Annotated in this window: 22 protein-coding genes; 11 read left to right on the forward strand and 11 right to left on the reverse strand. The window is 37.7% G+C overall.

Annotated features, from left to right (window positions below):
- Positions 1-21: 21 nt before the first annotated feature.
- Positions 22-552: a GNAT family N-acetyltransferase gene (locus tag FVB32_RS06800; RefSeq protein ID WP_147742463.1), complete on the reverse strand. Its 531-nt coding sequence runs from the start codon at positions 550-552 to the stop codon at positions 22-24.
- Entirely contained in the window at positions 553-2,349 is a 1,797-nt protein-coding gene (locus FVB32_RS06805) for a M61 family metallopeptidase (protein WP_147742465.1), read from the reverse strand. It lies immediately after the preceding gene.
- A 64-nt stretch (positions 2,350-2,413) separates the two neighbouring features.
- On the opposite strand from FVB32_RS06805, the gene FVB32_RS06810 reads away from it, so the two are divergent.
- Genes FVB32_RS06810 through bioD form a run of 3 tightly spaced genes read left to right on the forward strand, consistent with a single transcriptional unit; the run spans position 2,414 to position 4,559 of the window.
- A complete protein-coding gene (locus FVB32_RS06810; RefSeq protein ID WP_147742467.1) occupies positions 2,414-3,562 on the forward strand; it encodes an aminotransferase class I/II-fold pyridoxal phosphate-dependent enzyme in 1,149 nt (382 codons plus the stop codon).
- Entirely contained in the window at positions 3,562-3,945 is a 384-nt protein-coding gene (locus tag FVB32_RS06815) for a putative signal transducing protein (protein WP_147742469.1), read from the forward strand. The genes FVB32_RS06810 and FVB32_RS06815 overlap by 1 nt, the downstream gene beginning before the upstream one ends.
- Entirely contained in the window at positions 3,945-4,559 is a 615-nt protein-coding gene (gene bioD / locus FVB32_RS06820; protein WP_147742471.1) for a dethiobiotin synthase, read from the forward strand. The genes FVB32_RS06815 and bioD overlap by 1 nt, the downstream gene beginning before the upstream one ends.
- Here bioD and FVB32_RS06825 read toward each other — a convergent pair.
- Complete coding sequence (locus FVB32_RS06825; RefSeq protein ID WP_187269517.1) at positions 4,554-6,035, reverse strand: ArnT family glycosyltransferase; 1,482 nt, start codon at positions 6,033-6,035, stop codon at positions 4,554-4,556. The genes bioD and FVB32_RS06825 overlap by 6 nt on opposite strands.
- Positions 6,036-6,088: 53 nt before the next feature.
- Here FVB32_RS06825 and bioA point away from each other — a divergent pair, with 53 nt between their 5' ends.
- The 4 genes from bioA to FVB32_RS06845 all read left to right on the forward strand — a co-directional run bounded on the left by bioA (position 6,089) and on the right by FVB32_RS06845 (position 10,671).
- Positions 6,089-7,384, forward strand: coding sequence for an adenosylmethionine--8-amino-7-oxononanoate transaminase (bioA, locus tag FVB32_RS06830; protein ID WP_246139839.1), 1,296 nt, complete (start codon positions 6,089-6,091; stop codon positions 7,382-7,384).
- A 7-nt stretch (positions 7,385-7,391) separates the two neighbouring features.
- Positions 7,392-8,561 (forward strand): beta-ketoacyl synthase N-terminal-like domain-containing protein, encoded by a 1,170-nt coding sequence (locus FVB32_RS06835; protein WP_147742475.1) that lies wholly within the window; start codon positions 7,392-7,394, stop codon positions 8,559-8,561.
- Between the two features lie 81 nt (positions 8,562-8,642).
- Positions 8,643-9,743 carry a biotin synthase BioB gene (gene bioB / locus FVB32_RS06840; RefSeq protein ID WP_147742477.1) on the forward strand — a complete coding sequence of 367 codons (1,101 nt, stop codon included), beginning with the start codon at positions 8,643-8,645 and terminating at the stop codon, positions 9,741-9,743.
- Between the two features lie 58 nt (positions 9,744-9,801).
- On the forward strand, positions 9,802-10,671 hold the full coding sequence (locus tag FVB32_RS06845; protein WP_147742484.1) for a cupin-like domain-containing protein: 870 nt from the start codon (positions 9,802-9,804) through the stop codon (positions 10,669-10,671).
- A 10-nt stretch (positions 10,672-10,681) separates the two neighbouring features.
- Here FVB32_RS06845 and FVB32_RS06850 read toward each other — a convergent pair whose 3' ends face one another.
- The 4 genes from FVB32_RS06850 to FVB32_RS06865 form a co-directional block, all read right to left on the reverse strand.
- Complete coding sequence (locus FVB32_RS06850; RefSeq protein WP_147742486.1) at positions 10,682-11,107, reverse strand: regulatory protein RecX; 426 nt, start codon at positions 11,105-11,107, stop codon at positions 10,682-10,684.
- A gap of 65 nt (positions 11,108-11,172) precedes the next feature.
- A complete protein-coding gene (locus FVB32_RS06855) occupies positions 11,173-11,430 on the reverse strand; it encodes a hypothetical protein (protein WP_147742488.1) in 258 nt (85 codons plus the stop codon).
- 82 nt (positions 11,431-11,512) lie between these two features.
- Positions 11,513-13,060: an Rne/Rng family ribonuclease gene (locus FVB32_RS06860; protein WP_147742490.1), complete on the reverse strand. Its 1,548-nt coding sequence runs from the start codon at positions 13,058-13,060 to the stop codon at positions 11,513-11,515.
- Positions 13,061-13,330: 270 nt separating this feature from the next.
- Positions 13,331-13,621 (reverse strand): HU family DNA-binding protein, encoded by a 291-nt coding sequence (locus FVB32_RS06865; protein WP_036380395.1) that lies wholly within the window; start codon positions 13,619-13,621, stop codon positions 13,331-13,333.
- Between the two features lie 125 nt (positions 13,622-13,746).
- Here FVB32_RS06865 and mutY point away from each other — a divergent pair, with 125 nt between their 5' ends.
- The 4 genes from mutY to gldD are packed head-to-tail and all read left to right on the forward strand — an operon-like array spanning position 13,747 to position 17,164.
- Complete coding sequence (gene mutY / locus FVB32_RS06870; RefSeq protein ID WP_147742492.1) at positions 13,747-14,784, forward strand: A/G-specific adenine glycosylase; 1,038 nt, start codon at positions 13,747-13,749, stop codon at positions 14,782-14,784.
- A gap of 23 nt (positions 14,785-14,807) precedes the next feature.
- Positions 14,808-15,263 carry a single-stranded DNA-binding protein gene (locus FVB32_RS06875; RefSeq protein ID WP_147742494.1) on the forward strand — a complete coding sequence of 152 codons (456 nt, stop codon included), beginning with the start codon at positions 14,808-14,810 and terminating at the stop codon, positions 15,261-15,263.
- Positions 15,264-15,309: 46 nt separating this feature from the next.
- Complete coding sequence (locus FVB32_RS06880) at positions 15,310-16,617, forward strand: gliding motility-associated protein GldE (protein ID WP_394348882.1); 1,308 nt, start codon at positions 15,310-15,312, stop codon at positions 16,615-16,617.
- Entirely contained in the window at positions 16,607-17,164 is a 558-nt protein-coding gene (gene gldD / locus FVB32_RS06885) for a gliding motility lipoprotein GldD (RefSeq protein ID WP_147742498.1), read from the forward strand. The genes FVB32_RS06880 and gldD overlap by 11 nt, the downstream gene beginning before the upstream one ends.
- A 2-nt stretch (positions 17,165-17,166) precedes the next feature.
- On the opposite strand, the gene FVB32_RS06890 is transcribed toward gldD, so the two are convergent.
- The 4 genes from FVB32_RS06890 to FVB32_RS06905 form a co-directional block, all read right to left on the reverse strand.
- Positions 17,167-17,589 carry a hypothetical protein gene (locus FVB32_RS06890; protein ID WP_147742500.1) on the reverse strand — a complete coding sequence of 141 codons (423 nt, stop codon included), beginning with the start codon at positions 17,587-17,589 and terminating at the stop codon, positions 17,167-17,169.
- Positions 17,586-18,344 (reverse strand): PepSY domain-containing protein, encoded by a 759-nt coding sequence (locus tag FVB32_RS06895; RefSeq protein ID WP_147742503.1) that lies wholly within the window; start codon positions 18,342-18,344, stop codon positions 17,586-17,588. The genes FVB32_RS06890 and FVB32_RS06895 overlap by 4 nt, the downstream gene beginning before the upstream one ends.
- Positions 18,345-18,364: 20 nt before the next feature.
- Complete coding sequence (locus FVB32_RS06900) at positions 18,365-19,387, reverse strand: transporter (RefSeq protein WP_147742505.1); 1,023 nt, start codon at positions 19,385-19,387, stop codon at positions 18,365-18,367.
- A gap of 76 nt (positions 19,388-19,463) precedes the next feature.
- On the reverse strand, positions 19,464-19,838 hold the full coding sequence (locus FVB32_RS06905; protein WP_246139840.1) for a hypothetical protein: 375 nt from the start codon (positions 19,836-19,838) through the stop codon (positions 19,464-19,466).
- Between the last annotated feature and the right edge of the window lie 98 nt (positions 19,839-19,936).

Genomic DNA, 19,936 nt, shown 5'->3' on the forward strand with positions numbered 1-19,936 from the left:
CCGCTCAAACGAGCGGCTTTTTTATGTCAAGATAATAAGGGACCACTTTTTTCCTTCAGAACGATATCTTTTTAGTTCTATAAATCCAACGGCTTCATGTGCTTGTAAAGAACGTTGATTTTTAGCATCGACTTCGGTTATTATGGTGTCAAAACCCTTTGGAAGTTTTTCTTTCATGGCTTTATATAACCCCCTAAACACACCTTTACCCCTGTATTCTTTTGAAACACAAATTTGACCCATAACCATATAGTTACAGTTGTTTTGCACCACCTTGTTGATTTCATGAAACATGGGTTTTAAAACTTCAATGGAGTTGGCAAACTTGGGATGCATGCTTAGCGCATAACCAATAACCTTTCCTTGATCTATGGCAATAGTATGAGGACATTCATGATGCATTTCTTTTAGAAATGCTAAAGAATGTTCTACAGTTAAAAAACCTTCTTGCTCTTTTTCTTCGGTAGTAAGGTTTTTTGGTAGATTCAGTTGTTGGAGTAAAAGAATTTCCTCAAGTTGCGCAAGCGTTGAAGTCTGTTCATAGACAAGCATCTATTCCGTTTTAAGCCATTCTTTTCGTTTTTGTATTATTTCTGTGGTAGGTGCCTGGTCGACATCCTCCATTAAAAGGATTGAATAGCTGGGACTTGGTGCTGGAATCAAAGTAGTGGTCTTTGCATTTCCAAAGCGAGAAAAGTTAACTACTAAAGAATCACCTATATTGAATTGTTTAAGATAATCAGCAAACTTTTGACCTTCTAAAAAAGGGATATTGTTGATGTTTAAAATGATGTCCCCCATACTTAGTTTTGAATTATAAGCAGGGCTTCCAATCTTGGGATTTCTTCTGATACGAGCTCCCTTGCCGTCCTCATTCATGGAAACCGAAAAACCAAAATATGGCCTGTCTTTACTTTGTTGCAGTATTACACCAACAGATTCGAAAAGTGTGGTATAATCCGGCATTCCACTTTGGTAGATGTACTTATTGAAAAAATTATCTCCAAAGGTTTTCCCTGCATACTCATTCAATAGTGTGTGTAAATTATCTATGGTATAAGGAATTTCCTTTTTTCCATGGCGTTGCCAAACCAATTTCATAAAATCATCTAGATTCAAATCTTTTTGCCGGAGGGATAAATCCAAAGCCAACCCCAAAACACTGCCGTATGAATAATAGGATATGAATGTGTTTTCCCGATTCACAGGATCGACTGAAGTAGCAGCATCCACAAAAGGAGCTTGATAGCTCATTTCAATAGGGTTGAAAAACTGTCGTGCCGGGGAAGTCCAAACATAGTTGAAGTTACCTGCAAGCCCTTCTACATATTCTTTTGGAGAGATAAGTCCGGCCCTACACAGAATCAAGTTGGTATAGTAGCTTGTAAAACCTTCAGCGAACCAAAGCGCTCCGCTCATATCGGCGGCTTCAAAATCAAAGGGTTCCAAAGTTTTAGGCCGTATGCGTTCAACATTCCAAGCGTGGAAAAACTCATGGGATACGGTTCCGATGTTACGTTCCATTCCGCCATTTGCCAAACTACGGGTGCTGGTTAAAATCGTAGAATTTCTGTGTTCCATTCCATCGCCTGAAGCATTGGGAACATAGCAAGCCAGAAAAGTATAAGTTCCATAATCAAAGTTTGGAAGTTCACCATACACTTCTTTTTCAGCCAAAACTACTTTCGTTACTTTATCAAAATAAGTATCAGCTTCAGTTTCTGTTCCATTATGGTGCAAAGCCAGTTGAATATTTTTTGAATCTACCTCAAAAGATTTAAGGGTAAAATTACTTAGCTCGGTGGGACTATCCATAAAATAATACAGATTTGGTGCCATATAAGTAGTACCGGATACAAAGGGCAACTGAGTGGCAATTTTCCAATTAAGGTCTTCCCTAACATTAAAAGTCACTTCAATCTTACGTTTGTTAAGTTCTGGAACATACATAAACGTTGCAGGAATGTTCAGATGCGCATGGGTCTCATCAATTTGAGAATAGGTACCGTCCCCACGGTTGGCGAATAAAATGTATTCTATATTTATGGTGCCATCATGTCCCGTAACCTTCCATTCGTAAGGGTCAGGCCTGTATACTTTTAATAAATTGCCCTTACTGTCCGTAGCCTTAAATCCGTATACATTTTTTGCAAATTCGTGCAGAGCGTATCTTCCAGGAGAAGTCCTGCTCATCCGTAAAGAAACGGTATCCATCTCCAAATCTGAAAATGTCGCATTGATAGATGCTTCATGGTGAACGACATTCTCAAATGAAATTTCGTAAGTATTGGTTTGAGCCACTACGACTAAAACTGAAAGTAGCGCAAAAAAAGAAAAAATGGTCTTCATTCTCTTATAAGTTTGTAAGTGACTAAAAGTAATATTTAAAAATAGTAAATGCTAAATTTGCGCTATGGAGAAACTGCCAAAAAAGCTACAGTCAAAACTATCTGAAAGATTGAAGGATGGCTCAATGCGTAGCTTAAAGACAAGTGGCGGGTTAATTGATTTTTCTTCAAATGATTATTTAGGCTTTTCAAGGAAAAAGGCTATTCTTGATGCTACTACCGCCAAGCTTAAAGAAAGCAATCTTCAAGAGAACGGCGCTACGGGGTCTCGATTGCTTACCGGGAATCATAGCTTGTACAAGCAGCTTGAAGACTTTTTGGCAGGGTATCATAACTCAGAATCAGCTTTGGTATTTAACTCTGGATATGATGCCAATATTGGATTCTTTTCCTCGGTTCCGCAACGCGGAGATACCATTCTATATGATGAATTGGTGCATGCCAGTATCAGGGATGGAATTAAAATGAGCAATGCGAAAAGTTATAAATTCAAACATAATAATATTGATGACCTTCGTGTTCATATTGAACGTAGTCGAAATAGGAACGATTCAGAAATTTACGTTGTCACCGAATCTGTTTTTTCCATGGACGGGAATTCCCCTGATTTAGAAGCACTGGTAGATTTTTGCGCCAAAAAAGATTGCTATTTGATAGTGGATGAAGCCCATGCAACAGGAATCTATGGAAATGGAAAAGATTTGGTCAGCCAATTGGGATTGGAAGAAAACGTTTTTGCCAGAATCATCACGTTTGGGAAGGCTCTGGGAAACCACGGAGCGGCTGTTTTGGGTAGCAATGATTTAAAGGCCTATTTGGTCAATTTTGCACGAAGCTTAATTTATACCACAGCACTTGCGCCACATACAGTGGCTTCTGTTTTGTCCGCATATCGGTATTTAGAGTCTCATGGTAAGGAAGAAGGTTCAAGATTAAAGGAAAATATCATGTACTTTAAAGAACAGGTTCAACTTTTAAATATGGAGGGGAGGTTTATTGAGAGTGACTCGGCAATCCATTGCTTGGTATTACCAGGAAACGAAAAAGTAAAGCAAGTATCAAAATATTTTCAAACTGAAGGCTTTGATGTAAAACCAATTCTCTCCCCTACAGTAAAAATGGGACAAGAACGATTGCGATTTTGTTTGCATTCATACAACACAAAAGAAGAAATATCGCGAGTTTTGTCAATAACAAGAAATCTTATAAAATAATGGCGCAAGAATTTCATACACTTGGCTCTTTTGAATTCCCTGCGGATGTTCAAATCATTAAGGGAAGACTTGAAGCGGAGGGCATTCCTGTTTTTTTAAAAGACGAGAATACTATTAACTCAGACCCTTTAATTAGTGGCGCTATAGGTGGAGTGAAATTACAGGTTTATTCAACCGATAAAGAACGAGCAAAGGCAATTTATGATGAGGTACGTAACTACGCTACAGATAATGAAGGGAATCCTGTTGTCTGTCCTAATTGTAAAGCAACTAAATCTGAGACGTATTATTCCAGAAACAGTATTTTTTACAAACTCTTTCCCTTTTTTGAGCCTAAAAAGTACAAGTGCGCTCAATGTAATTTTATTACCAAACCACAATAATGAAAGTTTTTATAACGGGGATATCTACGGATGTTGGAAAAACCATTGCATCCGCCATAGTTGTTGAAGCGCTTCAGGCAGATTACTGGAAACCAGTACAGGCAGGAGATTTAGAGTATTCGGATAGTCATAAGGTTGAAGAACTGATTTCAAACAACAAGACAAAAATCCACAAGAACAGCTATGCATTGAATACCCCAATGAGCCCACATGCTGCCGCTGAGATAGATGGAATTGCCATTGAGATTGATAAAATCAAAGAACCCAATACGGAAAACCATTTGGTTATTGAAGGAGCAGGTGGGTTGTTGGTGCCATTGAATGGTTCTGATACCGTTTTTGATTTGATTAAGCACGACCATAAGGTCATTGTAGTGTCCAGACATTATTTAGGGAGCATCAACCATTCACTTTTGACGATTGAAAAACTTCGAGAAAGAAGCTTGAAAATCGGAATTGTTTTCAGTGGTGATGAACACCCAACAACAGAAAGCATCATTTTAAAGAAAACTGGGGTAACTTTTCTTGGACGGATTAATGAAGAGGAAGTTTTTGACAAGGAAGTTGTTAAAAAGTATGCTTTACAATTTAAATCAGCCTTGGAGTTATTATAGCCTTTGGTAGATTAAACCCCTATCTATGGTTTTAATTAATTTGTAGTGTTTTTCCAGATAATTATCGATATAGGAATTAAAATCCTCTAATTTTTTATCAAAAATCTTTTTCCCCTTTCTGGCTATTATTGTTTTAGGGCGTATTTCCTCTAAAATGTAATGTAGCTCCTCAATTCCTGTCTTCCTGGGGTTTTTCATAAATGGGAAGAGCTCTTCTCTGGTTATACTACTGGGGTGTGTAGCCGCTTTTGTGGGGGGTGTTTCGTCTAAAACCCAATAACCGATATGATACTCCGTAAAAAAGATGTTCTTCGTTTCTATTTCATTTTCAATAATGTATTTTGGAACATCAATTCCTTCACCATTAAAAAAAGTGCCCTTTTCTATTTTGTTGGAAATAATGTTCACATACTCTACATAAGCTTCCGCGGGAAGAAGTACGAAAAGAAAAACAATAATAGCAGTATATTTTTTCTTGATTAATGGAAGCTTGCTTATGGCTATGCCAGCCGCAATAAGAATAAAAGGATACAACTGTATAAGATAATGTCCATTTACCTTTCCAGCTTGCATGAACGAGAGCAAAATGCCAATAGTAATTACCGTTAAAAGTTGCAGTGGTTTAGATTTAAAGTCAATTACTTTTGAGGCAAACCCAGCATACAAAAGGCCAAGAATAACAAAAACGAAAGGAAGCGTTTTAATCACAGAATGCTGTTTTGAACCAGAATAGGCTAGTGGAGCTTCAAAAATCGACTCCCACCAAGTAGTAATCTCTCCTTGCAGATAGTACGGAGTTGCGGTTAGAGCAAGTAGAACTGCGAACCCTATTCCCATAAAAACAAGTCGTTGGAAGTTATGCCAAAACTGTCTTTTTGCCAATGCTCCCCAAGTCAAATAAATGGCCAAAGAAAGCAATGGATAGGCCATGTTTAATTTGGACATCACAGACAATCCAAAAAGAATCCCAATAGCAAAATACCAACCTCTACTTTCTTTAGAAAGTAAAAGGTAGACTCCTATTACAAAAAACAAGGTACAGATATGCTCAGACATTACTCCTTGCAAACTTCCGAACAAGCTCAATAGGAAAACACAAAAAACCGAGCACCAAAAACTTACTTTTTGGGATGTAGCCCATCTTCCAATTCCATAAGTAAACAAGGCCGTAAGGGCAACCAAAATAACACCGAAGAAACGAATGGCAATAAAACTCTTGCCAAATACCTTGATGATGAGAGCAAAAAACAAAAAAGTCATCGGAGGCTTTAGGTCCCAAAGTTGGGTATAGGGCAAATGGCCATCGACCCAAGATTGTGCCATGATAATAAACGTGCTTTCATCCCGATCAACATAATCCCTAAAAAAGAATGGAAACCTAATAAAGAAGGCGATTAAAAAAAGTGCCAAAAAAACGGTTCTCCAATTTAGATTTTGATAGTTGGGATTAAGAAATGAAGTGATGTTTTTAAGCACTTTGGAGATTAAGTTTTTTGTGTTTTAATTACCATCTTTGCAAGATAGATAAATTGAAGCGTTTGACTAATCCAGTAGTATTGGAAAAATTATCAGATCGAGACAAAAAACACCTTTGGCACCCATTAACCCAGCATAAAACGGCAGAAGCGCCTATTGGGATTGTAAAAGCCAAGGACGCTTTAATTTGGGATGAAGAAGGCAAAGCATATATAGATGGCATAGCCTCTTGGTATACGGCGATGTATGGGCACTGTAATGAATTTATTACAGCTGCGATTACCGAGCAAATGAGTCAATTGGATTTTGTCATGTTCAGTGGTTTTACCCATGCCCCCGCTGTAGAATTATCCGAACAGCTGATGAAAATTTTACCAGACAATCAAGCTAAAATTTTCTTTAATGATAATGGCTCCACGGCTGTTGAAGCGGCAATAAAAATGGGGTTGCAATTTTATCACAATAAGGGCGAAAAAAGAGATACACTTATAGCTTTTGAAGGCGGGTTTCACGGAGATACCTTTGGTGCAATGAGTGCTTCCGGACTTTCTTCCTACAATGGTCCCTTTGAAGATTTTTTATTAAAAGTAGAGCGTATACCCGTACCCAATGAGGAAAATATTGAAGAGGTATTGCAATTATTGGAATCGATTTACAGGAACAATAAATGTGCTGCATTTGTTTTTGAACCTTTGGTTCAAGGTGCAGCCGGAATGAAATTCCACGCGGCAAAAGAACTGGACAAACTTATTAATAGCTGCCACGAAGCGGGTATTTTATGTATTGCCGATGAAATCATGACTGGATTTGGTAAAACAGGAAAAAACTTTGCTTCTGATTATTTAGCGCATAAACCAGATATCATTTGTTTGAGCAAAGCCCTTACCGCTGGCATGTTCCCTTTAAGTATTACCAGTTGTTCGCAGAACGTTTTCGAAGCATTTTTAAGCGATGAAGTAAGCAAAGGGTTTTTTCATGCCCATACATTTAGTGCCCATCCTCTAGGTTGTGCGGCTGCCCTTGCTGGGTTAAAATTATTGTCTTCAAAAGAGATTCTGGAAAGAAGAAAGTACATAGAAGATGAGCATAAAAACTTTGTGTCCACATTAGAAAATCATCCAAAAGTAAAAGAAGCGAGGAGCATTGGTGTCATTCTAGCAATTGATTTAAATCTGAAAACAGACCGGTATGGTAAATTACGCGATGAGCTATACCGTTTTTTTATGGACAATGGAGTAAATCTTCGCCCACTTGGAAATACAATATATGTATTACCTCCATACGTAATTACCAATGAGCAATTGGAAAAAATATACGATTCGATTCATTTAGCTTTAGCTACATTTTAGGAACAATATGCTCAAAGAACCAATTTCCATAACAGCGTTATCCTCTATTTCTTCACTTGGGAATTCTTCAGAAGAAATGTGGAGTTCCTATTTAAATGAGAATCATTATTTATCTAAAATACCTGTTGGTAAACAAAACGTCTGGGGATCAACTTTGCCAAAGAAAGTAAGATTGGAGATTGAAAATCTTCGGCAGTCAGATGCCAAATACAAAGAGTTGGATGACTCTGTTCTTTTTGCCATCTATGCAGCACGAAATGTTGTTGATAAGGCTGGTTGGAATATTGGCACCAATTTCGGAATCAATATAGGGTCATCAAGAGGAGCTACCTCACTTTTTGAAAAGTACCATGAAGAATTTTTGAAAGATGGGAAATCATCCACCCTATCTTCGCCTACAACCACATTGGGTAACATATCATCTTGGGTGGCCCATGACCTAAAATCGAAGGGCCCTACTATTTCACATTCCATTACGTGTTCCACAGCACTTCATGCCATGTTAAATGGGATAGCCTGGATTCAAAGTGGAATGACAGATAAATTTCTAGTCGGTGGAAGTGAAGCCCCATTAACACCTTTTACCATTGCCCAAATGCAAGCGTTAAAAATTTATTCAAATAACGGAGACCAGTATCCATGTAAAGCTTTGGATTTGAACAAGAAACAAAACACCATGGTTTTAGGGGAAAGTGCTGCCATGGCATGTTTGGAAAAAGGAAAAAAACAGCATGCGATTGGCTTGATCGAAGGAATTGGTTATGCAACAGAGCCTTTAGAGCATAATGTTTCCATTTCTACAAATGCACAATGTTTTCAAGAGTCTATGAAGATGGCCTTGGGAGATTTGAACTCGGATGAGGTAGATGCCATAGTAATGCATTCGCCCGGAACGATTAAGGGAGATTTATCAGAATATAGAGCTATTGAAAAAACATTTCCTAAAAGGACACCTTTTTTAACCACTAATAAATGGAAAGTGGGTCACACCTTTGGTGCTTCAGGATTATTGAGTGTGGAAATGGCACTACTTATGCTACAGCACCAAACGTATATAGAAACTCCTTTTCTAAAACAAGATTCAAGGAATAAGCCTATCCAAAAAGTCTTGGTCAATGCAGTCGGTTTTGGAGGGAATGCGGTTAGTGTTCTTTTAAAAAGCACAAATTTGTCATAATCCCGTCATTTGCTTTATTCAAGTTTCCTTGTTCTTTATTCCTAGAATATGCTGTATTTTTGAATCAGAAATTCATGCAGCATGACGACAGTAAGACACAACTGGACCAAAGAAGAAATTCTAGCTATTTATAACAAACCCTTGATGGAGTTGTTGTACGAAGCAGCTACCATTCACCGAGAGCATCATGATCCGAATACGGTTCAGGTCTCAACCTTACTTTCCATTAAAACTGGAGGATGCCCAGAGGATTGTGGGTATTGTCCACAAGCAGCTCGGTATCACACAGATATTGAAGGAAATGATTTAATGACTGTTTCTCATGTAAAGGCACAGGCACTTCGCGCAAAAGAGTCAGGTAGCTCAAGGGTTTGCATGGGCGCGGCATGGAGAAATGTAAAGGACGGTCCCGAGTTTGATCAGGTTTTAGAAATGGTTCGTACCATCAATAAATTGGATATGGAGGTTTGTTGCACATTGGGGATGCTTACTGAAAATCAAGCAAAAAGATTGGCAGAAGCTGGGTTGTATGCCTACAATCATAACTTAGATACTTCTGAGGATTATTATAAAGATGTAATTTCTACACGCGCTTTTGAGGATAGATTAGAGACTATAGATAACGTTAGAAAGAGCAATGTTACCGTTTGTAGTGGAGGTATTATAGGAATGGGGGAACAATTAGAAGATCGGGCTGGAATGTTGGTAGCCTTAGCTTCTTTAAACCCACAACCAGAATCCGTACCAATAAATGCACTTGTTGCCGTAGAAGGCACCCCTATGGAAGATATAGAACCCGTATCCATCTGGGAAATGATTCGTATGGTTGCGACCACAAGGATAGTAATGCCAGAAACGCAGGTGAGATTATCCGCAGGACGTACAGAAATGAGTAGGGAAGGACAAGCGATGTGCTTTTTCGCTGGAGCCAATTCTATTTTTGCAGGTGATAAATTGCTTACTACCCCCAACCCTGATGTGAATGAGGATATGGAAATGTTCAAACTTTTGGGTTTGAACCCACAAAAACCTTTTACTAAGATTTCACAACCGAAAACTGTAGAAGCTTCAGATTCTCAATTGGAACCTTTGGGCGAAAAACCAAAATGGTCACGTCCAGACCATACTATTGAACGTAATGAAGAGGCCAAACAAAAGTCAAAATTAGTCTCCAAAGAGTAGCTGCAAAATTCATTTAAAAACCTTTTATTAATTTAGTTGTTTCAAATTCATTGAAATTTTGGAGCTTAACCTTGAACAAATTCCTCGAGAACAAACCCTTTCCGAGAAAGAGTTTATCCAAAAGTATTTTAAACCTCAAAAGCCCGTTGTTATTGAGCGCTTTGTTGAGGATTGGCCAGCATATACCAAATGGAATCTTGATTATATAAAGGAAGTTGCCGGAGAGAAAATTGTTCCGCTCTATGATGATAGACCCGTAAAACATGATGAAGGATTTAATGAACCGCATGCAACAATGAAAATGCGGGACTACATTGATCTTCTAAAAAGTGAACCTACAAAATATCGTATTTTTCTTTGGAATCTTTTAAAGGAGGTGCCACAACTTCAGTATGATTTTTCATTCCCTAAATTTGGTCTTCGTTTGATGAAAGGCTTGCCCATGATGTTTTTTGGGGGAAGCAACTCCCATACTTTTATGCATTATGATATTGATCTGGCGAATATCTTTCATTTTCATTTTGAGGGTAAAAAAAAGTGTATTCTTTTTCCGCAATCAGAAACTAAATTTTTATATAAAATCCCCCATTCTCTTATTACAAGGGAAGATATAGACTTTGCAAATCCGGACTTGGAAAAGTGGCCTGCATTGGAGTTCGCTAAGGGTTTTACAACTCATTTAGAACACGGAAATGTGCTCTATATCCCCGAAGGATATTGGCATCATATGAAATACATTACTCCAGGATTCTCCATGAGTCTTAGGGCAATTGCCAGAAAGCCCAGAAATTTTGGCAAGGCAGTGTATAATATTCTTTTTATGCGGCATTTTGATAATGCAATGCGCAAAATAAAGGGGCAAGAGTGGATCGATTGGAAAAATGAGAAGGCAGTGACCAGAACCCATAGTTTGTTATACGGGAAATAGCCTTGTTTAGCTAAATCAACTCTTTTAATTTTTCGTACACAAGATTACTTTCCCATCCGCGGTAAAGTAGATAATCGGCCAGTTTCTTTTTCCTTTTTTGAACGTTGGGTTCTTGAATTTGGGATAACCTTTTTTCCGCCAAATCATGAAGCGTGCTATGATACGCTTCCTCATCAATTTCTTGTAATCCACTTTTAATATTGAATTGAGAAATATGACGTTGCTTCAATTCGTTTATGATGCGTTTTTTACCCCATTTTTTAATGGAAAACTTTCCTCTGGCAAAACTTTTGGCGAATCGCTCTTCGTTGAGGTAGTTTTCTTGGATCAAATGCCCCATAATTTCGTCAATAGCTTCTGGGATCATGCGCATTCCCTTTAGCTTTTCTACAACTTCTTTATGACAACGCTCTTGATAAGCACAATAGCTTTCCATTTTTCTGGTTGCTTCGGTCAAACTATATGCTTTATGTTGTATCAACTTAAAAAGAAAAATTGCAATTATTTTTTTTGTCTGAAATCCAATTCAGCCTTCATTCGCTTTGCCTGCCTTAAATTGATTGCAACAATAGCCATGGAACCAATCAGCACAAACAAAAGTGGAAGCATAGAACTGTCTTTTTTAACGAAGAAAAGATAAAGAACTGTTCCCAGAAGCAATACAGAAGTGCCAATTAACATTCCTACAATTGCTTTGATCGTCTTAATGCTTTGTTTTAATTCTTCGGATGATTGTGCCTTTATTTTTTGGTTCTTCACTTTAGGGTCAATTACATTTTGCAATTCCGATTCAATATACTAAAAACAAAAAAAGCGACTCCATAATTGAAGTCGCTTTGTATTATCTAATTGTTTTACCGTCTTTGTTTTTAAAACGATATTCAAGGTAGGTATAAGCATCTCTGGGTTGAATTTTGACCCATTTCTTATGTTCTAAGAACCACTTGTATCGTGGAGATGGAAATCCCTTAGTCAGGTATGCCGCAATAAAAGGATGTATGTTCAAAATTATCCCCTCATCTTTTTGCTTGCCTTTCATTATTCGTTCTAAATCAACATTAATTTTGTCGATTAAAACAATGGGCGCTTCAACTTCGGCACCTGTGCCATTTGGATTTTCCTCACTTGTTTTGATATTCATCTCTGGACGAACCCGTTGTCTGGTTATTTGTACCAAACCAAATTTACTAGGGGGCAGGATTTTGTGCTTTGCACGGTCATCCTTCATTTCGTCTCTTAGATGATCAAACAATTTTCTTCGGTGATCACCTTTGGTCATATCAATGAAATCAACTACAATGATTCCGCCCATATCGCGCAGCCTCAACTGTCTTGCAATTTCGGAAGCTGCCAACAGGTTTACTTCCAAGGCGGTATCTTCTTGATTCTTCGCCTTATTGGAACGGTTGCCACTGTTTACATCAATTACATGAAGTGCTTCTGTGTGCTCTATAACCAGGTACGCACCTCTACTCATGGAGGCGGTGCGGCCAAAAGAGGTCTTTATTTGACGCTCAATCCCAAATTTCTCATAAATGGGAGTGGTACCAGAGTAGTGTTTCACTATGGATTCCTTTTGGGGCGCGATTTCATGCAAATAATCTTTGATTTGATTGTAAAGTGTCTCATCATCAACATGGATTCCTGTAAAGGAATCGTTGAATACATCTCTAAGAATGGATGAAGCTCTGTTCAGCTCGATCAATACTTTGGAGGGGTGAGACGCTCTTTGCAATTTCTTGCACATTGTAATCCACTTGGAAAACAAGTTTTGAAGATCTTTGTCTAGTTCTGCAACTTTTTTGCCTTCTGCTACGGTACGTATAATTACACCAAATCCTTTGGGCTTAATACTTTTTACAAGTCGTATAAGCCTATCTTTTTCTTCTTTGCTTCCTATTTTTTGTGATACGGAAACACGATCGGAAAAAGGCACCATGACCAAATAGCGTCCGGCTATCGAAAGCTCTGAGCTAATTCTGGGTCCTTTGGTGGAAATGGGTTCTTTTACAATTTGTACCAATAATGACTGATTGGCCTTAATAACTTCGTTAATACTGCCATTCTTGTCTATATCTTTTTCAAATGGAAAATTCTTTAGGGAATAGTCTTTTAGCTTTCCCGTTCTAGCTTTTTTAATGAATTGCAACATGGAGGACAATTGTGGGCCTAGATCATGATAGTGCAGGAACGCATCTTTCTCATAACCTACATTAACGAATGCCGCATTTAGACCGGTAACGGGTTTTCTTATCTTGGCTAAGAAGATATCCCCTACGGAAAAGTTGTTGTCATCCTCGTCTTTGTGTAATTCTATTAGTTTTCCATCCTTTAGTAAAGCAAAATCGACTGCTTCAGGACTAGATCTAACGATTAATTCTCTATTCACCTGAATCGATTTTAATTTATCCCACTTTTATAGTATAGGGATAAATGATTAAACAATATATAGAATCGGTTTTAATAAACCGACTGAAATTCTTTTTTTGAATCTCTATGTCAAAGAACGTATGTGTTTAAAATGAAAAAGTAGTTGTAACAACTACTTTTTCTTGTGTCGGTTAGCTCTCCTGCGTTTTTTCCGCTTATGGGTAGCTACCTTATGTCTTTTTCTCTTTTTACCACTCGGCATATGGCTCTTTCTTTTGTGTTAGTTATATTATTTTACTTGTACGTTGCTCTTTACACCTTCAACAAACACTTTTGCTGGTTTAAAGGCTGGGATATTGTGCGCAGGAATTTTGATGGTAGTGTTCTTAGAAATGTTTCTACCCGTTTTTTCCGCCCTCGTCTTAATGATAAAGCTTCCAAAACCTCTTAAATATACATTATCACCATTCTCCAAGGACGATTTTACCTCCTCCATAAAAGATTCAACTGTCGCTTGTACGTCTCCTTTTTCAATACCTAGTTTTTCTGAGATTCTAGTTACAATATCTGCTTTCGTCATTTCGTATTATTATTATTTTCTTATTTTTTTAGGCTTGCAAATATAAAAATTAAAATTAATCTTTTGTTTAAACCCTTTAATTTTAAGTATATAAACTGCTACATTTAACCATTAGTATTTCCCGAATGTCTTTTTCTCAAAAAATTTTAACATGGTATGGCCAAAACAAGCGCGAATTACCATGGAGGGCTACCCAAGACCCTTACAAGATTTGGCTGTCTGAAATTATGTTACAACAGACGCGCGTAGCGCAAGGAATGCCATATTATCATAAATTTTTGGAGGCTTTTCCAACGGTTTATGAACTTGCTGCCGCCGAAGAGGAAAAAGTTTTAAAGCTATGGCAGGGGTTGGGATACTACTCAAGAGCAAGGAATTTGCATTCCACAGCAAAGATTGTGGTAGAACAATATGGAGGGAAATTTCCAAATACATATAAGGAGCTTAAAAAGCTAAAAGGGGTGGGCGATTATACGGCCAGTGCAATCGCATCAATCTGTTTTAATTTGCCAGAACCTGTAGTGGATGGAAATGTATACCGGGTCCTTTCTAGATATTTTGGCGTAGACCTTCCTATAAATAGCCCAAAGGGCATTCAATATTTTAAAGCATTGGCTAGGAATGTCATGCATGTAGAAAATATTAGGGACTACAACCAAGGAATTATGGAGTTTGGAGCCATACAATGCGCTCCAAAAAAGCCCTACTGTTTATTATGCCCGTTAAATGATAGTTGTGTGGCGCTTAAGGAAAATCTGGTGTCCAGTTTACCTGTAAAGCTTAAAAATACCAAAGTGAAAGAACGCTATTTTAACTATTTGGTGGTTTTAGATGAAAACAAGAACACTTTACTTGAACAACGAAAAGGAAAAGGAATATGGCAGAACCTATATCAATTTCCTTTATTGGAATCTCATAAAACATTGAATTTAAAGGAATTAAAAAGTGAAATCCTAACAATGTCAAATTTACCAAACGCAAATGAAATAGCGCTACATAACGAGCAACCTATAGTGCATAAACTATCCCATCAGCATTTGCATACAAGATTTTGGATTTTGCGGGTAAAGGATACAATCAAAGAAGGAATTTCATGGGACCAGATCACCACTTTTCCGGTTCCAGTTTTGATGGCTGATTTCATCAAGACATTTAAAATTTAGTACTTTTGACTAATTAAATAATTATGAGCGGAACATTAAACAAAGTGATGCTAATTGGGCATTTAGGAGACGAGGTTAAAATCCATTATTTTGAAGGGGGCAACTGTATAGCAAGATTTCCTTTGGCCACTAATGAAACCTATACCAATAGGCAAACTGGAGAAAAAGTGACCAACACAGATTGGCATAATATTGTTGTAAGAAACAAGGCTGCGGAGATATGTGAAAAATACCTTAGCAAGGGCGATAAAGTATATGTGGAAGGAAGATTGAAAAACCGACAATGGCAAGGTGAAGATGGTAACACCAGATATACCACAGAAGTTCATGTTCAGGATTTTACATTTTTGTCCACCAAAAAAGAAAGCATGGCAAATACGCAACAGGCATCTGCAGCATCGACACAAAATGAGCCTATAAAATCAACAGCACCTGCACCGGTTGATGAAACCGAACAGGATGATGACCTACCATTCTAAAGAAATAAGATAAAGCAATACAAATTTGGACCCTGAACCCCATTGTTTGGCGTTTTTCCTAACCACCTTTAATACCATCTTTACAATAAAGGTGATTGTGCTTTTACTTCTTTTGGCGTGTTCTGCCCTAATTTCTGGTGCCGAGGTAGCATTGTTTGGACTCTCCCAAACGGATTTGAATGAATTGGAAGAAGCGGACAGCTCCAAAGGCAAACTAATAGTCCAATTACTAAAAAGGCCAAAAAAGCTCTTGGCCACGATTTTAATTACCAACAATGCCATTAACATAGGAATTGTTCTGTTGTTCAGTTCTATTGGCGATGTTATATTTTCCCAGATAAACCAAACCTTGTTTGGTGTAATTTCTGTGCGTTTTCTTTTAGAAGTTGTGGTAGCAACGTTTTTAATCTTAATGTTTGGCGAGATATTGCCGAAAATCTATGCTAACCGGAACAAGATCCAGTTTTCGTATTTCATGTCAATTCCTTTAAAACTTTTAAATAGTCTATTTACGCCCTTAAGCTCGCCAATGAGCTCGGCCACAGTTTTTTTACAGGAAAAATTGGGAAAAGAAAAATCAAGCTTAAGCGTAGATCATTTATCCCAGGCGCTGGAACTAGCTTCGGAAGGGGATACCACAAAAGAAGAGCAAAAAATATTGGAAGGAATTGTATCCTTTGGGAATACGGATACCAAACAGGTGATGAGACCACGTATTGATATTTTTGCATTGAATGAGGAAATGAAATTTCCAGAGGTCATTGAAGAAATAAAAAAGAATGGTTATTCCCGTATCCCTGTCTTTTCAGAAAACATGGACAACGTTTTGGGCGTTCTATATGTGAAGGATCTTTTACCTTTTATTGATAGAAAAAGCTTCAATTGGATGTCATTGATTCGTGAACCTTATTTTGTTCCAGAAAACAAAAAATTGGACGATTTGCTGTTAGAATTCCAAGATAAAAAGAATCATTTGGCTGTAGTTGTGGATGAATATGGAGGAACTTCGGGAATAGTGACCTTGGAAGATATTATTGAGGAGATTGTTGGGGATATTAGTGATGAATTTGATGATGAAGACTTGGTTTTCTCTAAGTTGGATGATTATAACTATGTTTTTGATGGGAAAACCACATTGAAAGATTTTTATCGTGTGGTCAAAATTGAAGATGAAGAAGCATTTGAAGGACAAAAAGGAGAGTCAGAAACTATTGCAGGTTTTGTGTTGGAAATTTCAGGGAGTTTTCCAAAACGAGGAGAAAAAGTCCTTTTTAAAGCATATCAATTCATTGTAGAAAGCTTGGACAAGAAGCGATTAAAACGAATAAAAGTTACCTTACCACATGAATCATAAAGGAATAGTATATGTTGTAATACTGGTTTTTTTCATCAGCTGTAAGGATGAAGTTTTGCCAAAGCCTAGTGCTTTGTTACGGCTGGACTATCCTACAGCAAAGTACCAACAGTTAGAAGCTGATTGTGCATATACTTTTGAGTTAAATACGTTGTCAGCCATAAAAGAGAACAAGAACTGTGCTTTGGTATTGGATTATCCCATGATGAGAGGTTCCATATATATTACATATAAACCCGTAAAAAACAACCTAGAAACCTTGCTTACAGATGCTCAAAAACTATCCTACGAACATGCGGTAAAGGCAGATAATATTGTAGAGCAGCCTTTTGTAAATGAGCAAGATGATGTCTATGGAATGTTTTACGAAGTAAGTGGTAATGCAGCATCCCAGTCACAATTTTATGTAACAGATAGTACGAGTCACTTTGTAACGGGATCCCTTTATTTTTATGCAAAGCCTAATTATGATTCCATTCTTCCAGCGGCTGTATATTTACAAAACGACATTAGAAGGATTATGGAAACATTAAGATGGAGCAAATAGCACTACTCCTTGCCCAATAAAGCCTCCGCTTTTTCTATACTGCTATTGATTTGCTCTTTAAGCGCTTTTACTTTGGTCTCTTCCTCATCCAACCATTTTTGTTTTTCTTCTGTAAGTTCCTTTCCATCTAAAATCTCATCAGAATCAAAGCGGTTGCCGAACGCCATCATCCAATCCATCATGGCCTTGTTTGCCTCTTGTAGGTCTTTCATTGCAGCTTCATACTGAACGCCTGTTTCTGTAGTGTCCACCTTGCTTTTGAGTTTACCAACAAGTTTGCCCAATGTTCCCATTTTAGGCATTACTTCATCATGTATGGCCATCACTTGCTCCATTTGAGATGGTCCTTCAGGGGTTTTCTTTTCTTGCTTACATGCGCTCAAAAGAAATAAAACAAGAAATATTGATAGTGCGTATTTTTTCATTTTGATGTTTTTCTATTAAAAATTCGTGATGTAAAAATATACAAACTAAATCCAGATAGAATGGTAAAAAGTCCAAATATGGAAAAAGCTCTTAGCAGTATATTGTTAAAATTGTCTCTTCCTTCGTAGTCCATGGTATGCAACATCCAAAAGAAGTCAAAAACCCGCCATTCGTTACTTCTAAATGTTTGTACATTCCCATATTCCGTAGAAACATATGCCGTGGTGTTCGCTGGCGCTCCAAAAGTAATGGCGTAAGCGGGCAATGGCCTTCCTCGGTATTCATGATGCTTTCCACTTTCATTAAGATATTCAACAGCTTCCACAGGTGCAGAAACGATTAGTTTTTCTCTGGCAACTACAATGCTCTCTTCTTTATTTAAAGGTTCTTCCAGTACACCACTTTTGGCATCAAAAAGGAATACTGATTTACCCTGCCCTTTTTGAACGATTACCCTATACATTGGTTTTTGTAAAACAGAGACCATTTCTATAGCGCTGATACTATCTTGCTTATCCAAGTGTCTCATAAATACTGAAGGCGATACAAATGCATTGGAGGCAGAAAGTAATGGTTGTTTATTTTTTAGATGTGTTCCCCTTATTTCGTCAATATTTGTCCAACTAAAGTAGAGCCCTCCTAAAGTCCAGAATAAAAATTGAACGCCGAGGACAACACCCAAATAGCGATGCCATTTTCTATTAAGCTGTATGATTTTTCTTTTAGTCATAATTTTAAATAACCTGGGGCGCATAGCGCCCCAGGAGTTAATTGTTAGAAAGAGTATTGGGTTCCAAAAGTTAGCGTTTCTTTTGTTTTTAGCTGGATACCATTCAAATCTTGGTAAAGTGGATATCCAAATTCAAATCCAAACCTTAGGTTTTTAAGCGCTCCTTTTGAAATATAGGTGTTTATACCAATCCCTGAATTTACATATGTACCACCCGAGTTGTTGGTGTCGGCGGTAATTACCATCATAGGATTTAGATTGGGGTCAGCACCTTCAATTTCGCTAACAATAAGGCCTTCCAATCTAGCCGATAGGCTTATCCAATTAGCGGCTTTTACAGCGAACCAGTTGTTTAGGCTATACCGATTGCCATAACGGTAATCCCTGTCATTTTCTCCAAAACGAAAAACACCTTTCAACTGACTTCCCCATGAGATTGATTCCTTTTGACCTAAATAGGTCAGCGCCAAGTTCGGATCAAATGTGCCACTGCCCACCTGCATAGGATAGGGTAATTCCGTTTCATCTGGAGTTGAAGCTGGCGTCACATCGCTTTCGGTAACACTACCTGTTGGGATTGAGAATCCGACCTGCCCATGAAGCGTTTGTTGATTCTTATTAAAGAATTTAAACAAGGCTGCAAGCTGAATATCGCCGAATCCGCTAGATTCTGTTGTAAAGGTCCCCCCCATACGAGTTATGTGGTCCATTTCCATGGATAGATAGTTGAACATAAGCATTAGCGTAATTTTATCACTTGGCGCAAACATGCTGCCCAACATATGCATGTTCATGGGCATACTTGTTGGAGTAATCATATAGTCTTCCAAAGCATCATCAAAAGGGGCATCATTACTTCCTTGTTTTAGCTCATCCATGTTCATATACATGTATCTGTAAGAGAACATCCATTGACCTTTGCCATGCATATGATCTCCCGTTATTGAAATTGGAGCGTGTCCATCTGGTCTACCTGCCGACCATTTTGTTGTTGAATTGTCATTAATTTCTTGTGCATAAAATGCAATTGTAGCCATCATTAAAATGGCCGATATATATTTTTTCATCGGTTTATTATTGAAGTTTTAGGTGACTATTTCATAATGAATATTGTATCACCTTGGAATAAAATGTAAACGTATACTAGGAAAGAGCGCTTGGTGGATGAAAACTGGAAGTGATGTGTAAATAAGAGTAGGTGTTTTGATAACCAAAATCATTTTGATTTTGAAGAATAAATGATTCTTTGGAATCAAAAGACAGCAATTCAACAAAACCTATTGGGTACTCTTCCAGAGCTATTTTTGGAAGGTTTTGTTTCTTCTCATCATTCTGTTCAGAAAGCCTTTGCATTAAGTAACACTTACCATTACATTGCAGTTCCACTTTGTCTTTATTGATACAAAGAAATTCCGCTATATAGTCTTCATAGATGACGTACTCCATTACTGGCGCAATGGGACGAACCATTGCCAGTAGATACAGCAATATAAAACCATAAGCAGCGAGCTGTTTCACCAGGCTTTTCGTTTGAGTGGTAAAATTAATGAATATTAAAACGGGATATAAAAAAAGACGCTCGAAAAGAGCGTCTTTTTAGTTTTATGCTGTGTTAT

This window comes from Flagellimonas hymeniacidonis (assembly GCF_008040165.1).
In the GTDB taxonomy this organism is placed as follows: Bacteria; Bacteroidota; Bacteroidia; order Flavobacteriales; family Flavobacteriaceae; genus Flagellimonas; species Flagellimonas hymeniacidonis.